General features: G+C 42.6%; 31 protein-coding genes. 4 read left to right on the top strand and 27 right to left on the bottom strand.

The features are described from left to right. Positions 1-3: 3 nt before the first annotated feature. The 4 genes from H0266_RS02345 to H0266_RS02330 form a co-directional block, all read right to left on the bottom strand. Positions 4-228, bottom strand: coding sequence for a hypothetical protein (locus H0266_RS02345; protein WP_181470771.1), 225 nt, complete (start codon positions 226-228; stop codon positions 4-6). A gap of 63 nt (positions 229-291) precedes the next feature. After that, positions 292-1,500 (bottom strand): MFS transporter, encoded by a 1,209-nt coding sequence (locus tag H0266_RS02340; RefSeq protein ID WP_181470770.1) that lies wholly within the window; start codon positions 1,498-1,500, stop codon positions 292-294. A 65-nt stretch (positions 1,501-1,565) separates the two neighbouring features. Then, on the bottom strand, positions 1,566-2,600 hold the full coding sequence (locus H0266_RS02335) for an ArsR/SmtB family transcription factor (protein ID WP_181470769.1): 1,035 nt from the start codon (positions 2,598-2,600) through the stop codon (positions 1,566-1,568). An 87-nt stretch (positions 2,601-2,687) separates the two neighbouring features. Beyond that, positions 2,688-2,831 (bottom strand): hypothetical protein, encoded by a 144-nt coding sequence (locus tag H0266_RS02330; protein ID WP_181470768.1) that lies wholly within the window; start codon positions 2,829-2,831, stop codon positions 2,688-2,690. A 76-nt stretch (positions 2,832-2,907) separates the two neighbouring features. Here H0266_RS02330 and H0266_RS02325 point away from each other — a divergent pair, with 76 nt between their 5' ends. Then, a complete protein-coding gene (locus tag H0266_RS02325; protein WP_181470767.1) occupies positions 2,908-3,873 on the top strand; it encodes a sodium:calcium antiporter in 966 nt (321 codons plus the stop codon). Positions 3,874-3,929: 56 nt separating this feature from the next. Here the strand turns inward: H0266_RS02325 and H0266_RS02320 are convergent, their stop codons facing one another. Beyond that, the gene (locus H0266_RS02320; RefSeq protein ID WP_181470766.1) at positions 3,930-4,367 is read right to left on the bottom strand and encodes a hypothetical protein; all 438 of its coding nucleotides are present in this window, start codon (positions 4,365-4,367) and stop codon (positions 3,930-3,932) included. 213 nt (positions 4,368-4,580) lie between these two features. Between H0266_RS02320 and H0266_RS02315 the strand changes: the two genes are divergently transcribed. Continuing rightward, positions 4,581-4,763, top strand: a complete 183-nt coding sequence (locus tag H0266_RS02315) for a hypothetical protein (protein WP_181470765.1) — start codon at positions 4,581-4,583, stop codon at positions 4,761-4,763. Between the two features lie 30 nt (positions 4,764-4,793). On the opposite strand, the gene H0266_RS02310 is transcribed toward H0266_RS02315, so the two are convergent. The 9 genes from H0266_RS02310 to H0266_RS02270 form a co-directional block, all read right to left on the bottom strand. Next, entirely contained in the window at positions 4,794-5,402 is a 609-nt protein-coding gene (locus H0266_RS02310; RefSeq protein WP_181470764.1) for a hydrolase, read from the bottom strand. Positions 5,403-5,449: 47 nt separating this feature from the next. Continuing rightward, positions 5,450-6,211 (bottom strand): class I SAM-dependent DNA methyltransferase, encoded by a 762-nt coding sequence (locus H0266_RS02305; RefSeq protein ID WP_246363595.1) that lies wholly within the window; start codon positions 6,209-6,211, stop codon positions 5,450-5,452. A 29-nt stretch (positions 6,212-6,240) separates the two neighbouring features. Continuing rightward, positions 6,241-6,843, bottom strand: coding sequence for a kinase (locus tag H0266_RS02300; protein ID WP_181470763.1), 603 nt, complete (start codon positions 6,841-6,843; stop codon positions 6,241-6,243). Further along, positions 6,836-7,360, bottom strand: coding sequence for a GNAT family N-acetyltransferase (locus H0266_RS02295; RefSeq protein ID WP_220127087.1), 525 nt, complete (start codon positions 7,358-7,360; stop codon positions 6,836-6,838). The genes H0266_RS02300 and H0266_RS02295 overlap by 8 nt, the downstream gene beginning before the upstream one ends. A gap of 67 nt (positions 7,361-7,427) precedes the next feature. Beyond that, a complete protein-coding gene (locus H0266_RS02290) occupies positions 7,428-7,829 on the bottom strand; it encodes a hypothetical protein (RefSeq protein WP_181470761.1) in 402 nt (133 codons plus the stop codon). A 13-nt stretch (positions 7,830-7,842) separates the two neighbouring features. Continuing rightward, a complete protein-coding gene (locus H0266_RS02285) occupies positions 7,843-8,076 on the bottom strand; it encodes a hypothetical protein (RefSeq protein WP_181470760.1) in 234 nt (77 codons plus the stop codon). A 29-nt stretch (positions 8,077-8,105) separates the two neighbouring features. Next, positions 8,106-8,564, bottom strand: a complete 459-nt coding sequence (locus H0266_RS02280) for an SRPBCC family protein (RefSeq protein ID WP_181470759.1) — start codon at positions 8,562-8,564, stop codon at positions 8,106-8,108. A gap of 96 nt (positions 8,565-8,660) precedes the next feature. Beyond that, positions 8,661-8,933 carry a hypothetical protein gene (locus H0266_RS02275; protein WP_181470758.1) on the bottom strand — a complete coding sequence of 91 codons (273 nt, stop codon included), beginning with the start codon at positions 8,931-8,933 and terminating at the stop codon, positions 8,661-8,663. Between the two features lie 35 nt (positions 8,934-8,968). Continuing rightward, the gene (locus H0266_RS02270; RefSeq protein ID WP_181470757.1) at positions 8,969-9,844 is read right to left on the bottom strand and encodes a hypothetical protein; all 876 of its coding nucleotides are present in this window, start codon (positions 9,842-9,844) and stop codon (positions 8,969-8,971) included. Between the two features lie 270 nt (positions 9,845-10,114). Here H0266_RS02270 and H0266_RS02265 point away from each other — a divergent pair, with 270 nt between their 5' ends. Continuing rightward, a complete protein-coding gene (locus tag H0266_RS02265; protein WP_181470756.1) occupies positions 10,115-11,248 on the top strand; it encodes a DUF2515 family protein in 1,134 nt (377 codons plus the stop codon). 83 nt (positions 11,249-11,331) lie between these two features. Here the strand turns inward: H0266_RS02265 and H0266_RS02260 are convergent, their stop codons facing one another. The 11 genes from H0266_RS02260 to H0266_RS02210 all read right to left on the bottom strand — a co-directional run bounded on the left by H0266_RS02260 (position 11,332) and on the right by H0266_RS02210 (position 17,844). Further along, the gene (locus tag H0266_RS02260) at positions 11,332-11,691 is read right to left on the bottom strand and encodes a glyoxalase superfamily protein (protein WP_181470755.1); all 360 of its coding nucleotides are present in this window, start codon (positions 11,689-11,691) and stop codon (positions 11,332-11,334) included. Positions 11,692-11,748: 57 nt separating this feature from the next. Then, on the bottom strand, positions 11,749-12,135 hold the full coding sequence (locus H0266_RS02255) for a VOC family protein (RefSeq protein ID WP_181470754.1): 387 nt from the start codon (positions 12,133-12,135) through the stop codon (positions 11,749-11,751). Positions 12,136-12,153: 18 nt separating this feature from the next. Further along, positions 12,154-12,570 (bottom strand): hypothetical protein, encoded by a 417-nt coding sequence (locus H0266_RS02250; protein ID WP_181470753.1) that lies wholly within the window; start codon positions 12,568-12,570, stop codon positions 12,154-12,156. A 4-nt stretch (positions 12,571-12,574) separates the two neighbouring features. After that, positions 12,575-13,345 (bottom strand): class I SAM-dependent methyltransferase, encoded by a 771-nt coding sequence (locus H0266_RS02245; RefSeq protein ID WP_181470752.1) that lies wholly within the window; start codon positions 13,343-13,345, stop codon positions 12,575-12,577. A gap of 127 nt (positions 13,346-13,472) precedes the next feature. Then, a complete protein-coding gene (locus H0266_RS02240) occupies positions 13,473-13,895 on the bottom strand; it encodes a DUF1801 domain-containing protein (protein WP_181470751.1) in 423 nt (140 codons plus the stop codon). A 60-nt stretch (positions 13,896-13,955) separates the two neighbouring features. Further along, entirely contained in the window at positions 13,956-14,117 is a 162-nt protein-coding gene (locus H0266_RS02235; RefSeq protein ID WP_181470750.1) for a hypothetical protein, read from the bottom strand. 28 nt (positions 14,118-14,145) lie between these two features. Further along, positions 14,146-14,616, bottom strand: a complete 471-nt coding sequence (locus H0266_RS02230) for a hypothetical protein (RefSeq protein WP_181470749.1) — start codon at positions 14,614-14,616, stop codon at positions 14,146-14,148. 136 nt (positions 14,617-14,752) lie between these two features. Then, positions 14,753-14,977: a YqkE family protein gene (locus H0266_RS02225; protein WP_181470748.1), complete on the bottom strand. Its 225-nt coding sequence runs from the start codon at positions 14,975-14,977 to the stop codon at positions 14,753-14,755. After that, positions 14,974-15,306: an iron-sulfur cluster biosynthesis family protein gene (locus H0266_RS02220; RefSeq protein ID WP_181470747.1), complete on the bottom strand. Its 333-nt coding sequence runs from the start codon at positions 15,304-15,306 to the stop codon at positions 14,974-14,976. The genes H0266_RS02225 and H0266_RS02220 overlap by 4 nt, the downstream gene beginning before the upstream one ends. A gap of 117 nt (positions 15,307-15,423) precedes the next feature. After that, positions 15,424-16,257 (bottom strand): GNAT family N-acetyltransferase, encoded by an 834-nt coding sequence (locus H0266_RS02215; protein ID WP_181470746.1) that lies wholly within the window; start codon positions 16,255-16,257, stop codon positions 15,424-15,426. Positions 16,258-16,293: 36 nt separating this feature from the next. Beyond that, complete coding sequence (locus tag H0266_RS02210; protein WP_181470745.1) at positions 16,294-17,844, bottom strand: hypothetical protein; 1,551 nt, start codon at positions 17,842-17,844, stop codon at positions 16,294-16,296. 160 nt (positions 17,845-18,004) lie between these two features. Between H0266_RS02210 and H0266_RS02205 the strand changes: the two genes are divergently transcribed. After that, positions 18,005-19,261 carry a DNA polymerase IV gene (locus H0266_RS02205; RefSeq protein ID WP_181470744.1) on the top strand — a complete coding sequence of 419 codons (1,257 nt, stop codon included), beginning with the start codon at positions 18,005-18,007 and terminating at the stop codon, positions 19,259-19,261. A 63-nt stretch (positions 19,262-19,324) separates the two neighbouring features. Here the strand turns inward: H0266_RS02205 and H0266_RS02200 are convergent, their stop codons facing one another. Both H0266_RS02200 and H0266_RS19565 read right to left on the bottom strand, forming a co-directional pair. Continuing rightward, on the bottom strand, positions 19,325-19,666 hold the full coding sequence (locus tag H0266_RS02200; RefSeq protein ID WP_181470743.1) for a DoxX family protein: 342 nt from the start codon (positions 19,664-19,666) through the stop codon (positions 19,325-19,327). A 160-nt stretch (positions 19,667-19,826) separates the two neighbouring features. After that, complete coding sequence (locus H0266_RS19565) at positions 19,827-19,952, bottom strand: hypothetical protein (RefSeq protein ID WP_281374202.1); 126 nt, start codon at positions 19,950-19,952, stop codon at positions 19,827-19,829. Positions 19,953-19,989 lie beyond the last annotated feature (37 nt).

Raw genomic sequence — 19,989 nt, 5'->3', positions numbered from 1 at the left:
ACCTTATTTGAGTGGCAACGGATATAGCGAATCATCTTTAGGAACAGGCAGCGGTTCGACGGGCTCCATTTCTAAGCCTGGTAAAGGAAGCAATCCATTCTCGAAAATCTTCTCTTCTGTAAGCTTGGAAGGGTTGGTAGAACGTTGTGCTTCTATAGAGTTGTCTTGGACACCACTTATCGTAAGCACACTGAATGAAACCGTCACAAATAAGGTGCGTAGGATCACATTTCTCCCTCCCTATTTTTCCATCTTTATCATTAGACGAATCACCAGAGAGAACGTTTCACATCAGACCTTTGATAATGAGGGATGTAAATAAATGAAGGAAGCTAGGCAAGCAATCGACCCACCAATCAAAATCGTGGTGCCCGTCCCTATCGATTCTGCAAGTATTCCTGAAACCAATGCGGCAACAGGCATCAAAATCCACGTCATCCACCGACTTGTCGCTTGCACACGGCCCAACAAATAATCAGGTGTAAGTCTCTGGCGAATGGTGACGATTGCCGGGCTTTTCAATGCTGCCATCGCTGTGCCAATAGCATTCATGAGTGCAAGCATCCAAAAGGATTCAAAGAAGCTGAACATCATGATCGATATAGCCCCCACAACACCTGCTGAGAAAAGTAACGTTCGCGCAGTTACAAGAGGCTTAATAACATTCAAGGAGGTAGCGCCTAAAATGGCTCCTACCCCTCCAATAGATAGAAACCAGCCAATCTCCAGTGCGGTAAAGGACAATAGCTTCACATGCACGATCATCATCGTCAAAAACAATGTCGTGCCAAAAATAGAAAAGAACATCGCAACATTCGTAAAGAATATAGGTTTTTCATTGAAGACAAAACGAGCCCCTTCCAAAACTTCTCTCCAGACATTTCCTCCCACCTTATTCTTTCTTCCACTTTGAGGAATGGATAACATGAAGAGGAAACCTACGAGAAACGATACACTGTTGATCATCAACGCGATACCTGGTGCCCATAGGCTGATAATCATTCCGCCAAGTCCAGGGGCGAGCATAAGCGATAACTGAAGCATACCTGTATTGATCGAGTTGAATAAATCTAAGTGTTCTTTATGTACGAGCCTCGGAAGGGTTGCAAATTGTGCCGTTTGATAGAGTTGTGTAAGCACACCTACGGATAGTGCACCTATGTAAATCATATACATCTCCAACAAACTCGATAGAGCCAGCACCCCCATCGATCCCATCAGAAGAAAACGTCCACCATCACAGATGAGAAGCAGACGTCTCCGACTCATGCGATCGGCCATCACACCAGCGAAAGGCTGCAGCATTACAGGTGTTCGCTCAAGTGCAGCGACAATCCCCATTTGTAACGGGGAACCTGTCAAACCAAGTACAATCAGCGGAAGGGCGACCATATAAATTTGGTCCCCAAAAAAAGAGACAAAGTTGCTACCTAACAAGCGGAAGGCTAGCTTATTCTTTTTCCAGTCTGTTTTTATATCTTGACGCTGTTCAACTTCCATTTAACCCCTCTTTTCAACTGCGCTGAAACAATAGCGCATCCTATTAAGTTTAATAGGACCTGAATCTACGTTTCTAGAAACCTTTCCAATTCTTTCCCCATTTCTGAAACCACAACTTGGTTGACGGAATAGTGCTGCCCTTCTTGCTTCAAGATTCTCGCTGCCTTCAGCAGTTTCAAGTGATGATGCACGGTCGTTTTCCCCATGCCAAAAACATCCGTCAATTCTTTCAGCGACATCGAACGTGCACTCAACTTCTTCAACATCCTCATTCGAGTCATGTCTCCCAACGCTTTATATTGCTGCACTAACTGTTCGTTCGGTTCGTCCTCTGTGAGGGGATCAATGCTCGATTTTGAGACTGGATAATAGAGGACTTTCACACCTGATAAGTCCGCTTCAACATTCCACGGACGATAAACATACTGCGGAATGAGTAGAACCTGGTGCACACTCGGCTCAGGTGGATACGCCCTCCCCTGTGTGGCCCACTCGACAAATGCTTCAGGGTGCATATGCCCCTGTGCCTTCCTCTTCGATTCCGCGTCACGTCTTAGGACCTCGGAAGTCCACTCGGTTTGTGGCTCAATCACCTCTTTCCACCATTTTGTCAAAACGGTTATCAAGTGCCTTTTCAATGTCTCAGTGTCAGATTCACAAATATATTGAATATAGGCCGGGAAAAAGGCGTGCTCTTTCGTCCACTTTATTAATTCACGTTTGGCTTTTTCCGACCCATGAGCCGCTTCTTTACGCTTTTCCTCCCATTGGTTTCCTACAAAAGGAATAGCAATCCGCCGCAATTCAACATTGCATAGCTTCTCAACAAAGTCTATCCAATCTTCTAGACTTTCTGCTGAAGTCTCATGAGTCAACTGTAACAACGTTTTCCATGTGTTATGAGTCTGTACAATCTCTAATTCTTTGGTCAGCGTTTCCGATATTGCTGAAGAGTCTTTGACCACGTCCTTATTTAACGTTGTTCTTAATGCTTCATTTGTAATCGCCGCGATGCCCAGAGCAGCTTCAAAGAGCAACGAACTCTTCACTTCAACTTTATAAGTCTCCCTATTACCGAAACTTGTGTTAAAAACTTCCATGCTATCACCTCATTATATATTCTAATATTATTGAATGATAAATTCAAATTATTTAGAACTAGTGTTCATCTTTTATGGGATATTTATCTATTGACTTTTTTTCATCGAATGGAGAAAATAGAAGTAACAAGGGGAGTAGCGACCGGTTTCCGGCTTATGAATCGTCATTACGGTGACACGTTCACCTGGTTCATAAGACTCATTTTCGAAGTACGCAAGACCTTGGCTCATTTTTTAAGTGTGCCTTGGTCTTTTTTATATGCCTAAAAAAGGGTAAGGGACTATTACTAGAAGGAGGAGACCGTTCATGCTTTATCTCATTTTCACTTTAGCTGCCGTCATCGTTGTCATAGCTGCTATCTATTTGAACCGTTTCGGTGATGTCATTAGTAAGAAATCATCTCTAAGTGGAGCCATTGTTGGAACATTCTTGATTGCCGGGGCGACTTCTCTTCCTGAATTGACTACCAGTTTGACGGCCGTATTCATTGATAATCCAGATATCGCCGTTGGAAATATGCTTGGAAGCAATGTTTTCAACCTGCTGATTTTGGCCGCCGTCGATATTTATTACCGTAAACGACGGTTATTTCAACGAATCAACCATAAAGAAAATATTCCTTCAGCCGTTGTTGGACTCGTCTTTCTTGCGATCCTCATTTCTGCGATGCTTATTCCAGGCTCACAAAGTCTATTTAATGTAGGCCTTGAGATGCTTGTCATTGTCGGTATTTATATTGTAGCCGTCAAAGTTATATCAAACAGTGAAGAAGAAGAACAGGCTCCTTTAGCCAAAGATTACTCATTACGCACAGGAGTTATAGGATTCATTGTAGCTGCGTTCATCGTCTTCCTAGCGGGTAGTGCTCTTTCGATTTCGGGTGATCGTTTAGCGAATGCGACCGGAATGGATGCAAGCTTCATCGGAAGTTTCCTAATCGCTGCTTCTACATCACTGCCTGAACTCGTAACAGTCATTGCTGCCTTTAAACTAGCCAACTACAACATGGCTATTGGTTCTATACTAGGAAGTAACTTATTCAACATGCAGTTACTAGTCATCACGGATGTCTTGTATAGAGAAGGCCCGATCCTCGCAGCTGTGGGGACCTCACACCTGTTCACGGCGCTTCTCGGGATTATGATGACGCTTATCATGATTTATTTACTTGTACGACCTCAAGCCAGTGCGGCACGAAGCCAGTGGAGATATGCCACTCCGTCTCTCATCATTACGGTTCTGTACTTTGTCGTAACGTTCGCTTTGTATTAAAACAAAATCTAACAAAAAAAGGAACTTCCTCAAAAGTGGAAGTTCCTTTTCTCATTTTACCCAGTGATCCATTTCCTCTTACCGTATACCAATACGCCTGCTGTAAAGAAGACGACCATGACTAAGATGAACCAAAGATTTGTGATGATATTCATCACATGAAACGGAGCCTGATGCGAATAATGTGCCTTCACCCAAACACCTTCCCCCTCACGAACTGCAATCGCGGACTCCGTCGACGTAGAAGTGATAGTATAGTAAGGGGTTCCTTTAGGATAAACATTAGAAGCATCTCCATAGAAGGAACCTGACCTATCATTTGGTTTTGTTCTCACTTCACCAATCTGATCACCGATCTGACTTTCACGTAATTTCTCATACGTCACATCATAGACCTTTCCTTCCCACACTACAAAGGGTCCCCAATCCAAGGCATAGACCGCTGTTGTAGGAAGAAGAAACCACAGTAAAATAAACACGATACAACGCCTCAACAGAACGCCTCCTTTGAAAAACTATGGATCGCTCTTCTATCTACTCGTCCATTTATAATACAAAAATCACTCGGTATTAACCCAAGAACAGAACATTATGAACGAGGATTATTCCGAGTATTGCATACATATAATTTACAGGTTCATGAATAAAAATGGAAAAAAAGGGAATAGAAATAGTGTTTAGCATTCCGCTATAAAGGAGGAATTGAAATGATTTGGATCTCCCTTTTGATACTAGCTGCTGTCGTATTCATCGTTCTTTCCGTAGTCTTTGAGCGTCGCAGAAAAAAACAAGCGTTTTATCATGACGAACAAGATAATATCAAGGAAATCTATTCTTCTGAAAGCACAGCCCATAAAGCAGCCGACCCCAAGAACTCGAAAAACTTCTAATGACTGCATAAGAGCGGCTTTGCGCCGCTCTTATTGATGTCTCCCAACCTCTTGAATCGCTTGTGCACCTTTATCAACACTCGTCTCTATGTAGCCGATGATTTGCTCGAAGGAAAATACATCAAGTCTTTTTTTTCCACCACTCTGTTGACGAAGATCCTCTAAAGCAGCTGGCAAGAAATCGATGACGTCACCTGAAGCCACTTCTTCCAGATCTTCTATCCGGCCTTCACTTTCCAAAACCTCCACAAGCACGTCACGAATATCATAATAATCAATCAACCATGGATTCAACATCCGGAAATCTTCATGGTACAAAGTGTGAATAGAGGGATCAGATTCCATTCGTTTTTTTAACCATGGAAAATAAAACCCGGAAAGCCATAATTGATCGGCCACTAGATGTGTGTAATAACCTAAGATATAGGGCTGATACATACTACTATATTTATGTAAAAAACCCCTGCCATTAATTCTTCTCGAATTGTCACGAATGTGTCCTTCATAGTAATGAGATAAGTCCTTGGGAGATACTGCATCAGGAGCTAGCCCACCAAGCACAAACGAATCCCGGTCGGTGATTTTACAACGTTCTGCAATCTTATAAGCTATAATCAAATGCATAAGTCTGGACCCCATGTTAACCTCCTTCTAGTAGAAATAACTTTTATAGGTTGTACTGTTCGTTACGACTTTCGACAAGCAAACAATAAGAATAAAGGGATTCTCTGTCTTCTGTCATATTCTTCGTCTTTTTTGAAGTATTCTCTCCTTGGCTCACACTCTCTCAAGTCTTCTACTGCAAAACCGGCTTGTTTAATTAATTGAAAGTACTGCTCCATGGTTCGATGATATTTGGTGACCTCTTCCTCCAGCCATGGCTCTTGTCGTTCTCCCGATCTGAAATAATCATCAACGAGCCAGCTGCTACGTTTACCAGACTTGGCGGCACTCTCCATGGATGATGTGAGGACGGGATGTTGCACACTGAAAACGAATTGCCCACCTTCTTTCATACTTTCATAGACCTTTCGAAAAACAAGTGGCAGGTTTTCTATGTAGTGAAAAACCATTCTGGACACGACAATATCAAAAGATTCTTTCCTTGATTGCCACTCTTCTATTGGAGTATGAACGATAGCGACATTCGATTCACCTAGATTTCCTTCCGCTTTCTGCACCATGTTTCTGGAGCCCTCTACCCCTTCATAATAGGACGCGCCTCTCTCCTTCAAATCACAGCCAAACAAGCCATCTCCGCATCCTAAATCAACGACACGCTTCCCTACAACCGGATCGAGCAACTCTAGCAACACAGGTTTTTCAATGATGTTATTCGGACTTTCCGAACGGTTTCTCCTAGCTAGAAAACTCTCAAAAAACCTTTCCTGATCATAAGCTGAAGCACCTTTATGTCCCATATAATCGTTCCCTTCTCTTTCTAGCATTGTCCCAGCTCATACATCAAGGTGTACGATTAGCATCCATGTGATCCTTTTATTACAAGATCCGCTTCAAGCTTTGGTTGACACGTCCTGCAATAGTAATCCTCCGCCTTCCAATACCGCTGTTCGAATTTGTCACGTTTTTGTTGAGTTATGTCTGTTTCTCTACTAAAACGCACGCTTCTCGGACAATCCAGAAAAACGACTTGGTCAAATGAACCCCGCCACTCATCCCGCTGCAGGAATACCCCTTCTACGATGACGACATCGGCTTCTTCTAATGACCGTGTTTGCCATTGGTGAGCATCTGAATCCTGGTCATAGTATGGTAAGCAAATGGTAGATGCTTCCCTTAGTGGTTGAAATAAAACTTTGGCTAAACGTTGGACATTCCATTGAAGACGATAATATTCCTCCCATTGTGAATAGGATGTATGATATCGTTCACGGCGTGTGGTGATATGGTCATCCAAGTGGAAAGTCACCGCCTTAAGCCCTTCCTCGTTCAACAGGCAAGACAAATTTTCCGCCCACGTTGTCTTACCAGAACGACTGAGCCCATCTACACCTAAGAGGTAGCGATTTCCCGATGCTTTGGCTTCTCTAAGTGGTGCCATAGGAAATGGTTCAGTCATCCAACCCACCATTGACCCAAAAGCGCTTCACGACATTGCCGTCTTCTTCAACAAAATCCTCGTCTTCCACTCCACCATTGTTTAGGATGGTTTTCATGGAAGCGGTGTTACTTTGATCACAAACAACGAGAGAATGCTGAATCCCCAGTTCTTTCGCTTTGCCTAAAGCTAATCTCAATAATTGTGTCGCATAGCCCTTCTGTCGTTCTGAAGGTCGTATACCGTACCCGATGTGTCCGCCTGCGTTTCTAAGCAGTTCTGTTAATGCGTGACGAATATTCACGGCACCGAGAACGCGGCCTTGTTCATTGATCAACCAAAAAGTCGAATCCGGCACGAACCCATCAGGGATATTGATTCCTTTTGAGTTATTTTCCAAGTATTGAACCATCGCGCTGAAATCAGAGGGATCTTTTTCAATTACCCATGGGGTCATTTGTTCTCCACTGTCGACCCATTCTTGATAAAAGCTTAAATAGTTTTCTTGCCATTCTATGGCTGGTTCTATCAATCTCAAGTCTTTATTCACTAGGATCTTCCTTTCTATCTAGTAGCATGCAAATATTTCAAGGTATAGCACACTCTTATTTTAATTTCTTTTCAAGAATCACATCAGCTACTGCGTATAACAGAGAAACCATGACATAGATCATGATAGGAACGGTCTCATTCAGCTTATAGGTTTGTAGAAAATCCCCAAAATGAAACGCTGCATAAAGATTCCCCAGCCCATAGCCGAGGCATCCAAAAACTATGAGTTTGATTGCTATGTTGTTTAGAAATTTATGCAATAGAATCGTTATCAGCAACACGAAGGAACCTACAACGACTGTCATAACAAATAGGAGGTACCCTATACTGTCTCCTCCTATGTATTCTGAAGTAGTGATTTGACTACCTATGATAAGTTCAATACTCCAGACGCCGATCCCATTCAAAAAGGAGAATATGACGAACAAGAGAACATAGCGATATTCCGACCTCAAAGAAACATCCTTTCTAGAACTGGTTTCCGGTGACAAAATCAAACCCGACTGCAATTGCTATGACTGACAAAGCTAAAGCAGGATGAACGCTTTTTTCATTGATACCAAGCCGTTCGAGCGTCAGGAACAGCAAGACTACGCCCCCTATATAAAAAGGGGACAGAAGAAAGCGTTGTTCCGGAAATAACATCGCACCAGGAAGAAGCTGCACAAGCCCTCCGGTCATACTGAACATAATAATCAACATCGGAATTCTCCATTTCCACTCCACTTCTCTCACCTCTGTCTCTCTGCTTTTACCTTCAGTTCATTCGCTCTAATTGTGAGCAGCTTTTTCATATACTTCTCAAGGAAAAGAAGATCAGCTAGTCGTCCTAGTAAACCGAATGGTGATTGATACTCAAAGACATCGGTCATAACCGTCCCGCCGTCCAGCGTTTCTTTGAACTCGTGAGTATGTGTGAAAGACTGGAAGGCTCCCTTCACCATGACGTCCTCAAAAAAATGATATTTTTCCATCCTCGTGACTTTCGCCGTCAAATGTTGACGTACACCGAAGTGGGTGCCTTGCCAAGCCACGATTTCCCCCACTTCCATTAACCCCTTTGTACGTCCGGATACGGCTACTTCATTCGTTTGTGAAGTTGTCTCGGTATGAGTCAACACATCTCTTGCTAAGTCAAAACAGACGGGCGGTGGCGCATTGATTATTTGATGATGGACAATGGTCGGCAATGGAATCACCCTTATATGTATAGTAAAAAATTGAATCGTTTGGAGTTAGTGCAGATGGTGACTTCCATGAGGTTCATGCAAGCCACCACCTTCACTTTATCCCATAATGAAGGACAAGTAATTGAGGAAGGCGAACCAACCGAAAGACGCAATGCTTAACGAAAGGAGTACGACAGACAAATAGGGATGATACCCAGACCTCTTCCTTGATCGTAATAGAAACCACCCTGACAGAACCATACTACCTAGCAAAAGAACCGCCATAAACATTGTCCATACGTTCCCCCATCTTATGTTCCAATCAACAAAGGTGGAGTAAATATAGAGAGCGTTCATGACGACCAACACAATTAATAACCATCTCTTCATAAGCATGACCCTCCTTTCTAAAACTTTTTACTGCTTTACCCCAATTTCCTGTAGACATGCCTGTTGTATGAGTCCCACTTTTGAAACAAGTCTTCTGCTTGCACAACTTTCCACGGGTTAAAGAACGTTTGTCCATTTTTATTAAAACACTTATCTTCCCCCAAATAATAAGAAGCATGTTGTAGTAGACCTTTATGATCCTCCCAAACCAATACGTCTCCCGCTTTCAGATTCATGTCTGTCTTTTTTACGTGAGTATTTTGCAATTGAATTCTAAATGTTTCAGGATGGACCCATTCTCGTATCATCCACTCTTGTTCTCTAAGAGCAAATAAAGTAGTTGATAAACAGTTACTACCTGCTTCTGAAGGGAAGCTATTCGCATAACGCTTAATTAAATCAGGGGTGTTCTCAGGGGGTGTACAAGCTTCAAAGTCGTCCCACAATAGAGCATATCTAAGGAGGAGGTCTTTCTTCGTAGAATAAGAAAATCTACTCCACATCGCTTTTTGTAACACAAGATAGTGATCATCCCCTTCTCGGATTTGGTATTCACGATCCACTGTTGAATCAAAGTTAGAAAGCACAAGTCCACGCTTCATTTCGACTTGAGTGGTTAACAACTCTTGCTTTAACGGATAAGGTAAAGACTCTATCCACTCAGGGGGAGCGATCATAACCAACTGAACCTCGTCAGAAAGATTCCAATAGGCATAGCTGTTAACTAACTGCACTTGTTTATAAGCAGCATGTTGAAAAAACTCTTTTTCTGGAACAATCAGAATTTCTTCTATGTACTTGTCGAATTTCCGAAGGTGCTTCTTGCTCAAGAAAAAGAAGTCTTTATTAGGAACAAATGTCTCCATCCATGAGAGGATTTGAATTTCTGTGGGCTCTATCGTGGTTCTCATCATGACACTCCTCTGACGATCACCACAAATTCTTGGTAATCGTTCTGCATTTTACGAAAAATTCACCCAGCCTTTAAACAGGATTCAAATCCAGTTAACTAGGAAAGTGTGTCCAGTAAACTCTTCTGGAATAATTATGTAATATTCAGTCTAATTCAAATCACAAAGATGTCAATCACCTTGTATAACTTTTCCAATCGTCAAGCAAACTAGAATGACAGGAATGTTTTCGTCCATTGCTGACTAGTTATACATAAAGGAGGTGGGTGTATGTGGCCACGTTTCCCATTAAAAAAGCAGTTTAAGAAAGCTCTTAAATCAAAGGATCATCCTGTTTTTACTGGTGATGATCAAATGATCATTAAACAAATCGATATCCGTACAAGAGAAAAAAACCGAAATAATGTGACAAGGACACAAGCCTATTGGGATTTCTACACCAAACACCCCGAAATACACTGGTCTCTTCTTGCCCACCTCGTTTCACGCAACGCCGGATGGACGATGACCGACCTCAAAGGGGAGCACTTGCCTCATTTATTGAATGATAAAGAAAGGGTCGACTTCTTTCAGTTTTTGGAGCGGGGAAACTGGCTGATTTTTCAGGATGCATACCCTCAACTGTTGCTTTATGAAAAAGGGAAAGTTCAAAAGCGTTCACTGACTCATCTGCTCCCTGCTTTCGGTGTATCTACCTTTATGACGCCTGTCTGGCAGTATTACGATCAGAGTGGTGACTCTTCCTTTTTGACTAAGGCCTTGATTATGAATGAGCAACAGTATATCGAATCTCGCGTCATCCAAAACCAGACGTACAAAAAAACAGTAACGGATACCGCTCTGTTTAAACTGCAAGACTTATTGAATTTAAACCACATTCTCATTCCCTACACAACGCCGTCTTTAAAACAACGTAAGCTTTTTGGTCATACAGTCCATCATTTTTCTTCGGTTGATGAACGAATCAAATTCGGAAAAGAACTGTACGACCTACTCTACAGTGTAAAAAGTCGATTAACACAGGTTGAGGACTGGGCAACCCACCACCCTCACACTGGTTCAAGAAAGGATTATTGGCCTCAATTGTTCAATGATATTCGTGAGCGCATCCCCAATGAGTCGAGAAAACCGCGCGAAAAACCTTGTGGAATCAACGAGAATGAGAAGAAGTTTTTCAGTCCACCACTGTCGTACTCATGGGGCGACCAGCAACACCAATCTTCTGAAAAAGGGGATTGGTTCAACCACTTAAATCAGGTGCACAACCTTACGAGTCATATCGAAAAACAAAGCGGCGATATTCTCGCTTCGTACTGTGACACGATTGAAAAACTAGAATTTGCTGTATTTGCCAAAAACACTTTAAGAGAAAAAGAAGACGCTAGCGATCAGCGAAAGGTCTAAGCGGATTGGATAACATTAGTAAAAAATGGCCTTTCGTTGAACCAAAAAAGGCTTAACAGCTAACATACTTTTGTCAAACTACGTCATTTAGTTGTTATATCTTCGTAGAAAATGAACGTATTATAAGATGGATCCACCACTTTACACTCTATTGTATTCCACGGTGCTTCCTCTAGTTCAGGGTTCATATACGGGTAGTCTTTCTCCAACAACTCTTTATGGAATGCCTCAATCCCATCCATTTTCAATCGAACGGAGCTTCCTGGAGAAGCGTCACCATGATGTTCTGATAAATGAAGAGCGATCCCGTGAAGAGAAACTTGTATATAAGATGGATTATTCTCATCAAACGTGTGCGACCAATCCTTTTGGAAACCAAGAAACTCCTCATAGAAGTCCTTTGCTTTATTAACGTCGAAAATCCTAAAGACTGGGGTAATCACAGCATTATCTCCTTTATGGCTAACCATTAAATGTTTATCCATTTTTCAAATCGAGCGTCAAGGACTCAGTTCACTCCAGACATCGAACAGATTCCCGCACAAGTCATAAAAAACAAAATTGTTTCCCAAATGACCACGATCCTCCACTTCCCCGACTCGAACATTCTTTTCTTTTAAATATGTTCGTAGCTCGTTCATTTCTTCAATGCCATCGACCTCGAAGGTCATGGAAAATTGACGGCGCCCTTTTGAATCATTGAAATTTGCTGTTGCCCCGCTTTCCGCGCATACGAGAAAAAAGCTCTGATTTGCCATATCGACGATGGCTTTCTCGTCATCCATGTAGTTCAACCTCGCCCCAAGCTTTGATTCATACCAATCTGCCGCTTCTTTCACATTTTGCACAGGTAAATACGTCGTTCCTACTCTTCTTAGATGAGTCACAACAGTTCCTCCATTCTATTAATCTAAGCTTATATTACCGTAGTTTTTCCCAGTATCTACAGGGACCTGATGCCGCTTGGCAAACGTTAATATGTGACGATCGATATTCGTTGGCTTGAAGTGCAGCAAACGGAGCGAAAGGCCTTTATTCTTCCGGACTTTGATCAGTCGCTGAGCAAACCCGTGAAGTTTGAATTGAATTTCTTCTATCTCTTCCGGACGCGCCTGTCTTGTAAACAGGACACTTCGAAAAAGAATGACCTTGTATAGCAATCGACCATCTTCAATGTCCAGTTGAAAACTCGTATTCATGGCAAATATAATATAGGCTAGCACGATGGTTTGAAAAATGCCCGGTGACACTATGAGCAGGTAGCTAACGAAAAAAGCAAGGACCAACATTGGGTACCTATGAAAAGCACTTGTAAATGTCATCCACTTACCACTCCTGGATGGAGAGCTTGACTGCTTTCGTTGCAATCATCGTCTTCATGTATTGATCAACCGTTCGACCTCCACCAAAATCATCTTCATAAAAGCCTGTCAAGACGAAGCCTGCATCGGTTTGGCCTTGGATTTGATCTTCCAAAGTATGACCAAACTCAAGCGTCTGCCCTTCTTGTGCTCCTTCTTGTTCTAAAGAAGAATAGGGGATGCTGTATTTTACGTCTAGTATCCCTTGTTGCTCTTTTTCGTCATCAAATAGAAACAAAACCGGATTCATGAATCCAGAGATAAGTATTCCTTGGTCCTTCAGTACGCGAGAAGCTTCCTTCCAAACCGGCCTGACATCTTCTACAAAAACATTCGATACAGGATGGATGATCATATCAAATGAACCATCTGGAAACATAGACAAGTCGGCCATTTCCCCGACCATTGTCGTCAACACAAGCTCGTCACGTTCTGCTACCGCTTCGTCCTTTTTAAGCTGTTCTTTTGAAATATCAACAACCGTCACCTCTGCCCCGGCCGCCGCAAGAACCGGCCCTTGTTGCCCACCGCCAGAAGCCAAGCAAAGGATCTTCTTCCCTTTTAATGAGCGCGGGAACCACTCCCTCGGTACTCGCTTATCAGCCGTTACACCAATCTCCCAGTTCCCACTCTTCGCATGTTGAATCGTTTCACTGCTCACCGCTCGCGTGTAAGGAGAGCCTTCTTTTACTTTTTGATCCCACGCTTGACTATTGTGTTCTGTTGCTTTTACCATATGTAATCTTTCCCTTCTAGTTGATGAATGGCAACGTTGTAATGAATGAACTGAATTCAGGTGCTATATAAAAAGCGATAGGGCGCTTTCCCGATCGCTTATCCACTGGATATTGCACTTCATCCTATTACGACTGATCTGGATACGTTTTGTTCAAAAATTCTATGGAGGAGTGAATCATTTCTTCTAACACATTTGTGTCGATATCATCCACTTTATTGATGTACACGCATGCCTTACCAGATTTGTGCTTACCGAAACGGCTCAACTGTTCCTCACGATCTTCACCTGTTGCAAAATAGAGGCTGAAGTTCGCTTTCCTAGGAGAAAAACCTACTAATGGTGCATCCCCTTCATGCCCTGTGGGATATTTATAGTGATAAGACCCAAATCCAATGATGCTGGTTCCCCACATTTTGGCATCATATCCTGATGCTTGGGTGAAGATATCCAACAAACGATAGGCGTCTTCCTTCTTTTTTGGTTTTTCCACGGTTTCTATAAACTCTATGACACTTCGATCATTTTCTTTCGTCTTCAGTTCATACATCAATCGGCCTCCTTCCTTCTTTGTTCATTCGACAAACCTGCACGATTTCCTGCCAATTCCCTATTTTTTCAAATCTCTTACCTCTTGTTCTAATCTCTCTACCTTCTCACGCCATTCCTTTGAAGGTTCGAATATTTTTCTTCCCACCAATATGATGGTTCCAAAAAATATGACGATTCCTCCACCTATAGCCCCCAGTAACAACAAGATGATATCAGCCATACCCTACCCTACATATCAAAGATTTGCGCTATCCTCTTTGTTCCACTTCTTCCTTCGCACCATCAATTCCACCTATCCTGATCCCTGTTCTTTTCTCTAAAATCTGTAACAACTGAGGTAAATCGTAATCGGATAATTGGTTGGTGTAAATATCTTCTCCATCCCCATTCGACGTGCGGATAGAAAGCACCTCATGAACCCTGGACATTTGTGTGACGTCGCGATATGAAACCTTTTTACGTGAATCAAGAAAACCTCTATGCACTGAGAAGTAATCCTCCTCTAACCGGATATAGTCTCTTTGAGGCATGTTGAGCGAATAGAGCATATAAAAGACAGAAGATACAATGACCACAAACGAAACATACGCAATCACCTCCGTCACCTCTGAGTTAACATAAAGCATAAAGAAGATCACAAACAATTGAGAAAGGATGTTATAAAAAGCGCTACGGGCCTGCTTCTTCCATTTATGGATCGGCGCATATTTGAACGTCATATCCATCACCTCTTTCTTATTTCCTTATTCATCGTTACGAATGATATGTACATACTACTATGCTTACGAATAAGCGTAGCTTTCGTTTCATATTTTTCCATTAAAACAAAAAATAAGCACCCATAGGCATGGATGCTTATTTCTTGAACGACTTCCAATCAAGCTCACTTTCATTCAATAATTCTTCAAAGCTCTTGTTCGCCTCTCGTCGCTTGCGTTCTTCTATCCGCTGTAATCGTTCCGACTCTTCACGATCCGCTTCTTGCTTCTTGAGCTCTGTTTTCTTGGATTGAAGTTTCGACAATAAATCTGCATTCAACTGATCTCCCAACGTGCCAGCTTCTTGCTTTTTCTTACTCATTTCGTCGCTCCTTCTTTCACATCTTTTATAGGAATAATCGGGTTCAAGACACCTTCTGGGCTAGAAAGACGAAATAAACCCTTTTTAAAATCGAGCTTCATTTCTTTTCGGAAAAAGACCGCCTGCTGGTTATCGATGACAACCGTAAAGTCGTCATTATCAACTAGTTGGTCTGTTTCGCGTTGCTCACGTTCCAGACGTACGGTCGGCAACCCGTTTACGCCGCATCCACACCCTTCCGTATCGTAAAACAATCGTAGAAGTGGACGTTGTTCATCTTGCATATATTGAACTTGTGCTTTTGCATCTTCCGTCAGCGTTAGTTTCATGAGGCATCCCTCCTACCCTCTATTGTAGAAAAATCCCTTTACTGTGGCAATCTATATGCACTCTAATTAGCGTACCTTAGATGAATAGGGTAGGCGGGTTGAAGAACACGCGCGTTCTCATGAGCTCTCTTTTCGGATGTACTTCCTGTAGACATGCGTCTCTTTTACGAGTTTGAAGCCAACGCTCTCATATAGTTGTTCGGCAGCCATATTCCCTTCCATGTAACAAATAGAGACTCTGCGCACACCTTTCTTATGCAACCGATTCATTCCGAACTGCAAAGCTTTCCGGCCAAGGCCCTTTCCTTGGTATCTTGGGGATACCATTAAATTCTCAAGTGTCTCTTCTCCAACGGTTACAGATGCCAGCAGCTCTTCCCCATCCAACAGAAGATACACATTTTCTTTATTGTTCAATTGGTACGTATTTACAATCTTCTCTGTTGCGATGTAGGGCTTCAAGTCATTGAACTTTTGAATTTCATAGAAAGCGTCCTGAACCATCTTCACGTATTGATCAAAATATTTATCCTCATATACGATGAAGGGTAATGCCACTGCATCGAACTCTTCTCCCTCATATAGAAGTTCTGGAGATCCCCACCACTTCTGAAAACCCATCTTTTCACAGAATTGATAGGAGTGACAGAAGTCTGTTGTCATATAGATTGTTATCAGGTCTGCTCCCGAATTTCGACTCACCTTCTCTACATGATCATAGAGTGATTTTCCTATTCCGACATTTCTATAATTCGGGGCTACATAAACCTGTGTTTGTGTTTCTTTCTCTTTTGCATCATTGAAAAATATACGAACAGAACTGACCCCTCTGATCTCGCCATTCTGTTTATAGAGAAAACATTGTTCTTGATATGGGTCAATTGCCAGTTTATGTTCCGTAAGAAAAGTAGACAATCTTTGTTCATCTTCTTTCTTTAACACACACAACATCTCTTTTCCCCTCCTTTCTCGCTCATGGTCCTCTTTTTATAATAAGTATGGACCTACAAAGACAGCGAGAAACAACAAATGTGCTGCTACAAAATAGGTCACCCGCATCGAAATCGTCCACTTCTGATTTACTTTCGTCAACGACATGATGAAGTAAATGATGAGCGCGAATCCAGCGATCAATAGAAAGGGACTCCCTTGGAATTGCAAGTAATCGGGTATTTTCGCCATCACGCTTTGACTGAAGAGATGATTGTGCAGAAGAAGCGCTATAGCTACATACAGGATGACAGGCCCGTAAAACACCCATTCTTTTCCCTTATCCAAGGCGTTGTTCGAACCAAACATCATAAATCCAATGAAAGCCATCGGGACCGCATACCAAACCATAGTGACAGCAAACGTTAAAGACGCCCCGGTCAACATGACAATGGACTTTCCTGCCATCCGCAAGATGGTATCTCCACTCATTTCTGGTTCTGGCAACACATCCACTTCATTTGAAGAACTCATGAATACCTGATTCACTTTTCCTGTTACATCCATCCAAGCAATGATTCCTTCATCGACCCATTCCGGGTGTTTGGACAACCAAGGTGTGTTCGTTAAGCGTGACAATGATGTTATGTCATTCTCAGCAAATGTGGCCTTAAAAACATTGTATTCGGTGTTGTCCCGAAATTTTGTATTTGTACTCCCTACGGCTCTGAAAAGCGCATGTGTCGTATCATCGATGGTCAACAATTGAATATCATCTAAGTTCATCAATTTCATATCGCTATTTGGGTCGCTGAACGTAAGCTCATTCAGCTGTGCTTCCTCACTCAAAGGTTGTTGCGAAAGGTAGAAATTTTGTTCTGGTAAAGGCGATCGCTTACTAGCTGGCAGCGCATTGATTAATAGTGTCAGCTCCCCTCCACTAACGTTAAAGCTTAGATCATTGAGTTTAAGCGTTATAGCCAATTCGAACATTCCTTCTGAAATTTGGCTAACCTTCTCCCCATCCCATTCTTTGACTGCATAATCAATCACATTTTCATTCGTTTCTTCAATGAGGAGATACGTCGAGCCACCCGATTCCTTCGCATAAATCGTAGATTGATCCGTTAACCCTTCAGCCAAGACGGTCTTCTCCAGTGTATTCGGGTTCAGGTAATAGACTGTGCTCCCTGTTTGATGCACAACACCGCTTTGTAATGGCAGGAACTCTTCAATACCGGCAATCTTTTCTTCATTTTCTAACAAATGCATCCCGTAATAATCAGCATATATGTAGGGCCCCTCTCCATGATAGACTTCCGTCCACCTCGTGTATGGGATATCGTACGTCTCTTCGTCGACTTTCTCTAAGTTTTCATCGTATTCACTACTTACAAACCCTTCCTCGTCGAAATAAGATACCGCAAAATGCCCATCTTCTTTTCGACTGACTGTTAAATCAGATTGAACAGGTGTAGACGTCAATTCTACCTCTCGCCCCCATTGATCATTTGGTACGGCGGTGACTTCTTTGTAGTTAATAAACGCTAATATTGCTATTCCTATTACGATAACAATTCCCGGCAATATCCACTGCAGTTTTTTCATACGTATCCCCCAAAATATGTAGGTGTGCAAATTCTCTTCTGAGCACATTATACAGAAGTTTCTAAAATTTGAAAAATATACATTAAACAAATTTTTCATGTATGACAACGACCGCAGTTGGTGTATAATGAGAACAAATGTTCTGTTTGGAGTGATGATTGTGGACTATTCAAATTATCCTCGCCATGACGTCCTTTGTATCGACATGCGCAGTTTTTACGCGAGTGTTGAAATGGCGACGCGAGGGCTGGACCCGAAGACCGCGTTGCTGGCCGTGGTCGGGGACCCGGACCGTAATGGCAGTATCGTATTGGCTGCTTCTCCTGCCTTGAAGAAAAAGCATGGTGTCAGCAACGTCAGCCGTTATTTCGAGTTACCAAACGATCCTGAGTTAGTCGTTGCAAGAGCACGGATGGGCGAATATGTAAGAGTGTCTGTAGAGATCGCGCGGATGATGAAGCAAATTGTTCCACCCGAAGCCATCCACATATATTCCGTCGACGAATTATGGGTAACGGTTGACGGGTTGGAAAAACTATACGGCTCTCCTTATACGATTGCGCGGATGATCCAGGACCGCATACTCGAACAGTTTGGCGTAGAATGCGCGATTGGAATTGGTGATAACAAATTCCTTGCCAAAGTGGTGATGGATATCCATGCGAAAAAAGCGGAAGATGGCATTGCGGAATGTCGCTATGAAGATGTTGAACGTTTATTATGGCCTACTCCCATCGAAAACATATGGGGAATCGGATCAAGGATGACACGTAATTTCAATCGCCTCGGTATTGTTCGTTTAGGACAACTCGCCAACTATCCACTCAAGTACTTAAAGAAGCATTACGGTATTATCGGTGAGCAACTCTATTGGCACGCCTGGGGTATCGACCTCAGCCCAGTCATGGGCGATTTTACGAAGACCGATCAAAAAGGCTTCGGTCACGGAATCACCTTACTCCGTAATTATGCAAAAGAAGAAGTACCAATCGTCATGCTTGATCTTTGTGAGGAAGCATGTCGACGCGCAAGAAAAGCGAAGCGAGCCGGAAGAACGGTTCACCTCTCGATCGGATATGCGAAAGAAACAGGCGGAGGCTTCAGTCGTTCCACTTCGATCGATTTACCGACGAACATCACAATGGATATGTACCGATTGTGTTTGCAGCTTTTCTACAAGTTTTACGACGGCTTCAGTATGATTCGCCGTATATCCGTGACGCTTACAAACCTTGATGAAGATATTGCAACCCAACTCACCCTTTTCGATGATCGTCCCAAAAAGAAAGATGTCGGCAGTGTGATGGATCAAATCCGTGACAAATATGGATCGACCGCCATTTTACGTGCAAGCAGCTTCACGAAATCCGGTGTCACTCCGGAACGAAGCAAGAAAATCGGTGGACATTACGCCTGACTTCATAGAAAAAGCAACTTCCCTCGAAGGAAGTTGCTTTTTGATGTCCTTATGAGTTTCTTACTATAAGAGGAAGAATAAAAGAAAAGAAAGAAGAGCAAGAATCGTAATCGGCAGCGTATTTTTGAATGAATCTTTGACGCGGATATGTGTTAAGATCCCGCCTATCCCAGTCACCCCAAGGATCAGCGCTCCGCAAACGGCATAATCTGATAACCAAAACCCGATGATTAAAAACGCACATCCAAGTAGCTCGACAACTCCCGTAACCACACGAAACCATTGGGGTAACTTCCAATGTTCAAAGCCATCTACATGGATTTTCAAGCCAATAAGCTTCCCGGCCCCTGCCATGAGAAACATCAAAGCCAGCATTCCTTGTAAAAGATAGACGAACCACTCCATATTAGACACCCTCTCTCTTCAGCAAAGAACATCCATCTGTCCATTTTATTCCAAAGAATCACTTTTGATGCCAAAGGTCTCGTCATCTCTCTGTTCATTGCTCGAAATCACCTAAAAAAGCAGTTTCCACAATGGTGGAAACTGCTTCTGTCAAAAGAAACTACCTTGTACGATTGTTTCTGAAAGGATTAGATTTCGAAATAGTTATGCGTTCTTCACCTGTACTTGGCTGTACCGCATCTCTGCCTTTTTGAATGGTCCGTTTAGACTTCGAATTTTTACTCATCGGTATCCAACTCCTCTACAAAGTAATCGAACACCCT

The organism is Halobacillus locisalis (genome assembly GCF_013694105.1).
Taxonomy (GTDB): Bacteria; Bacillota; Bacilli; order Bacillales; family Halobacillaceae; genus Halobacillus; species Halobacillus locisalis.
This window is presented reverse-complemented; position numbering and strand designations above follow the sequence as displayed.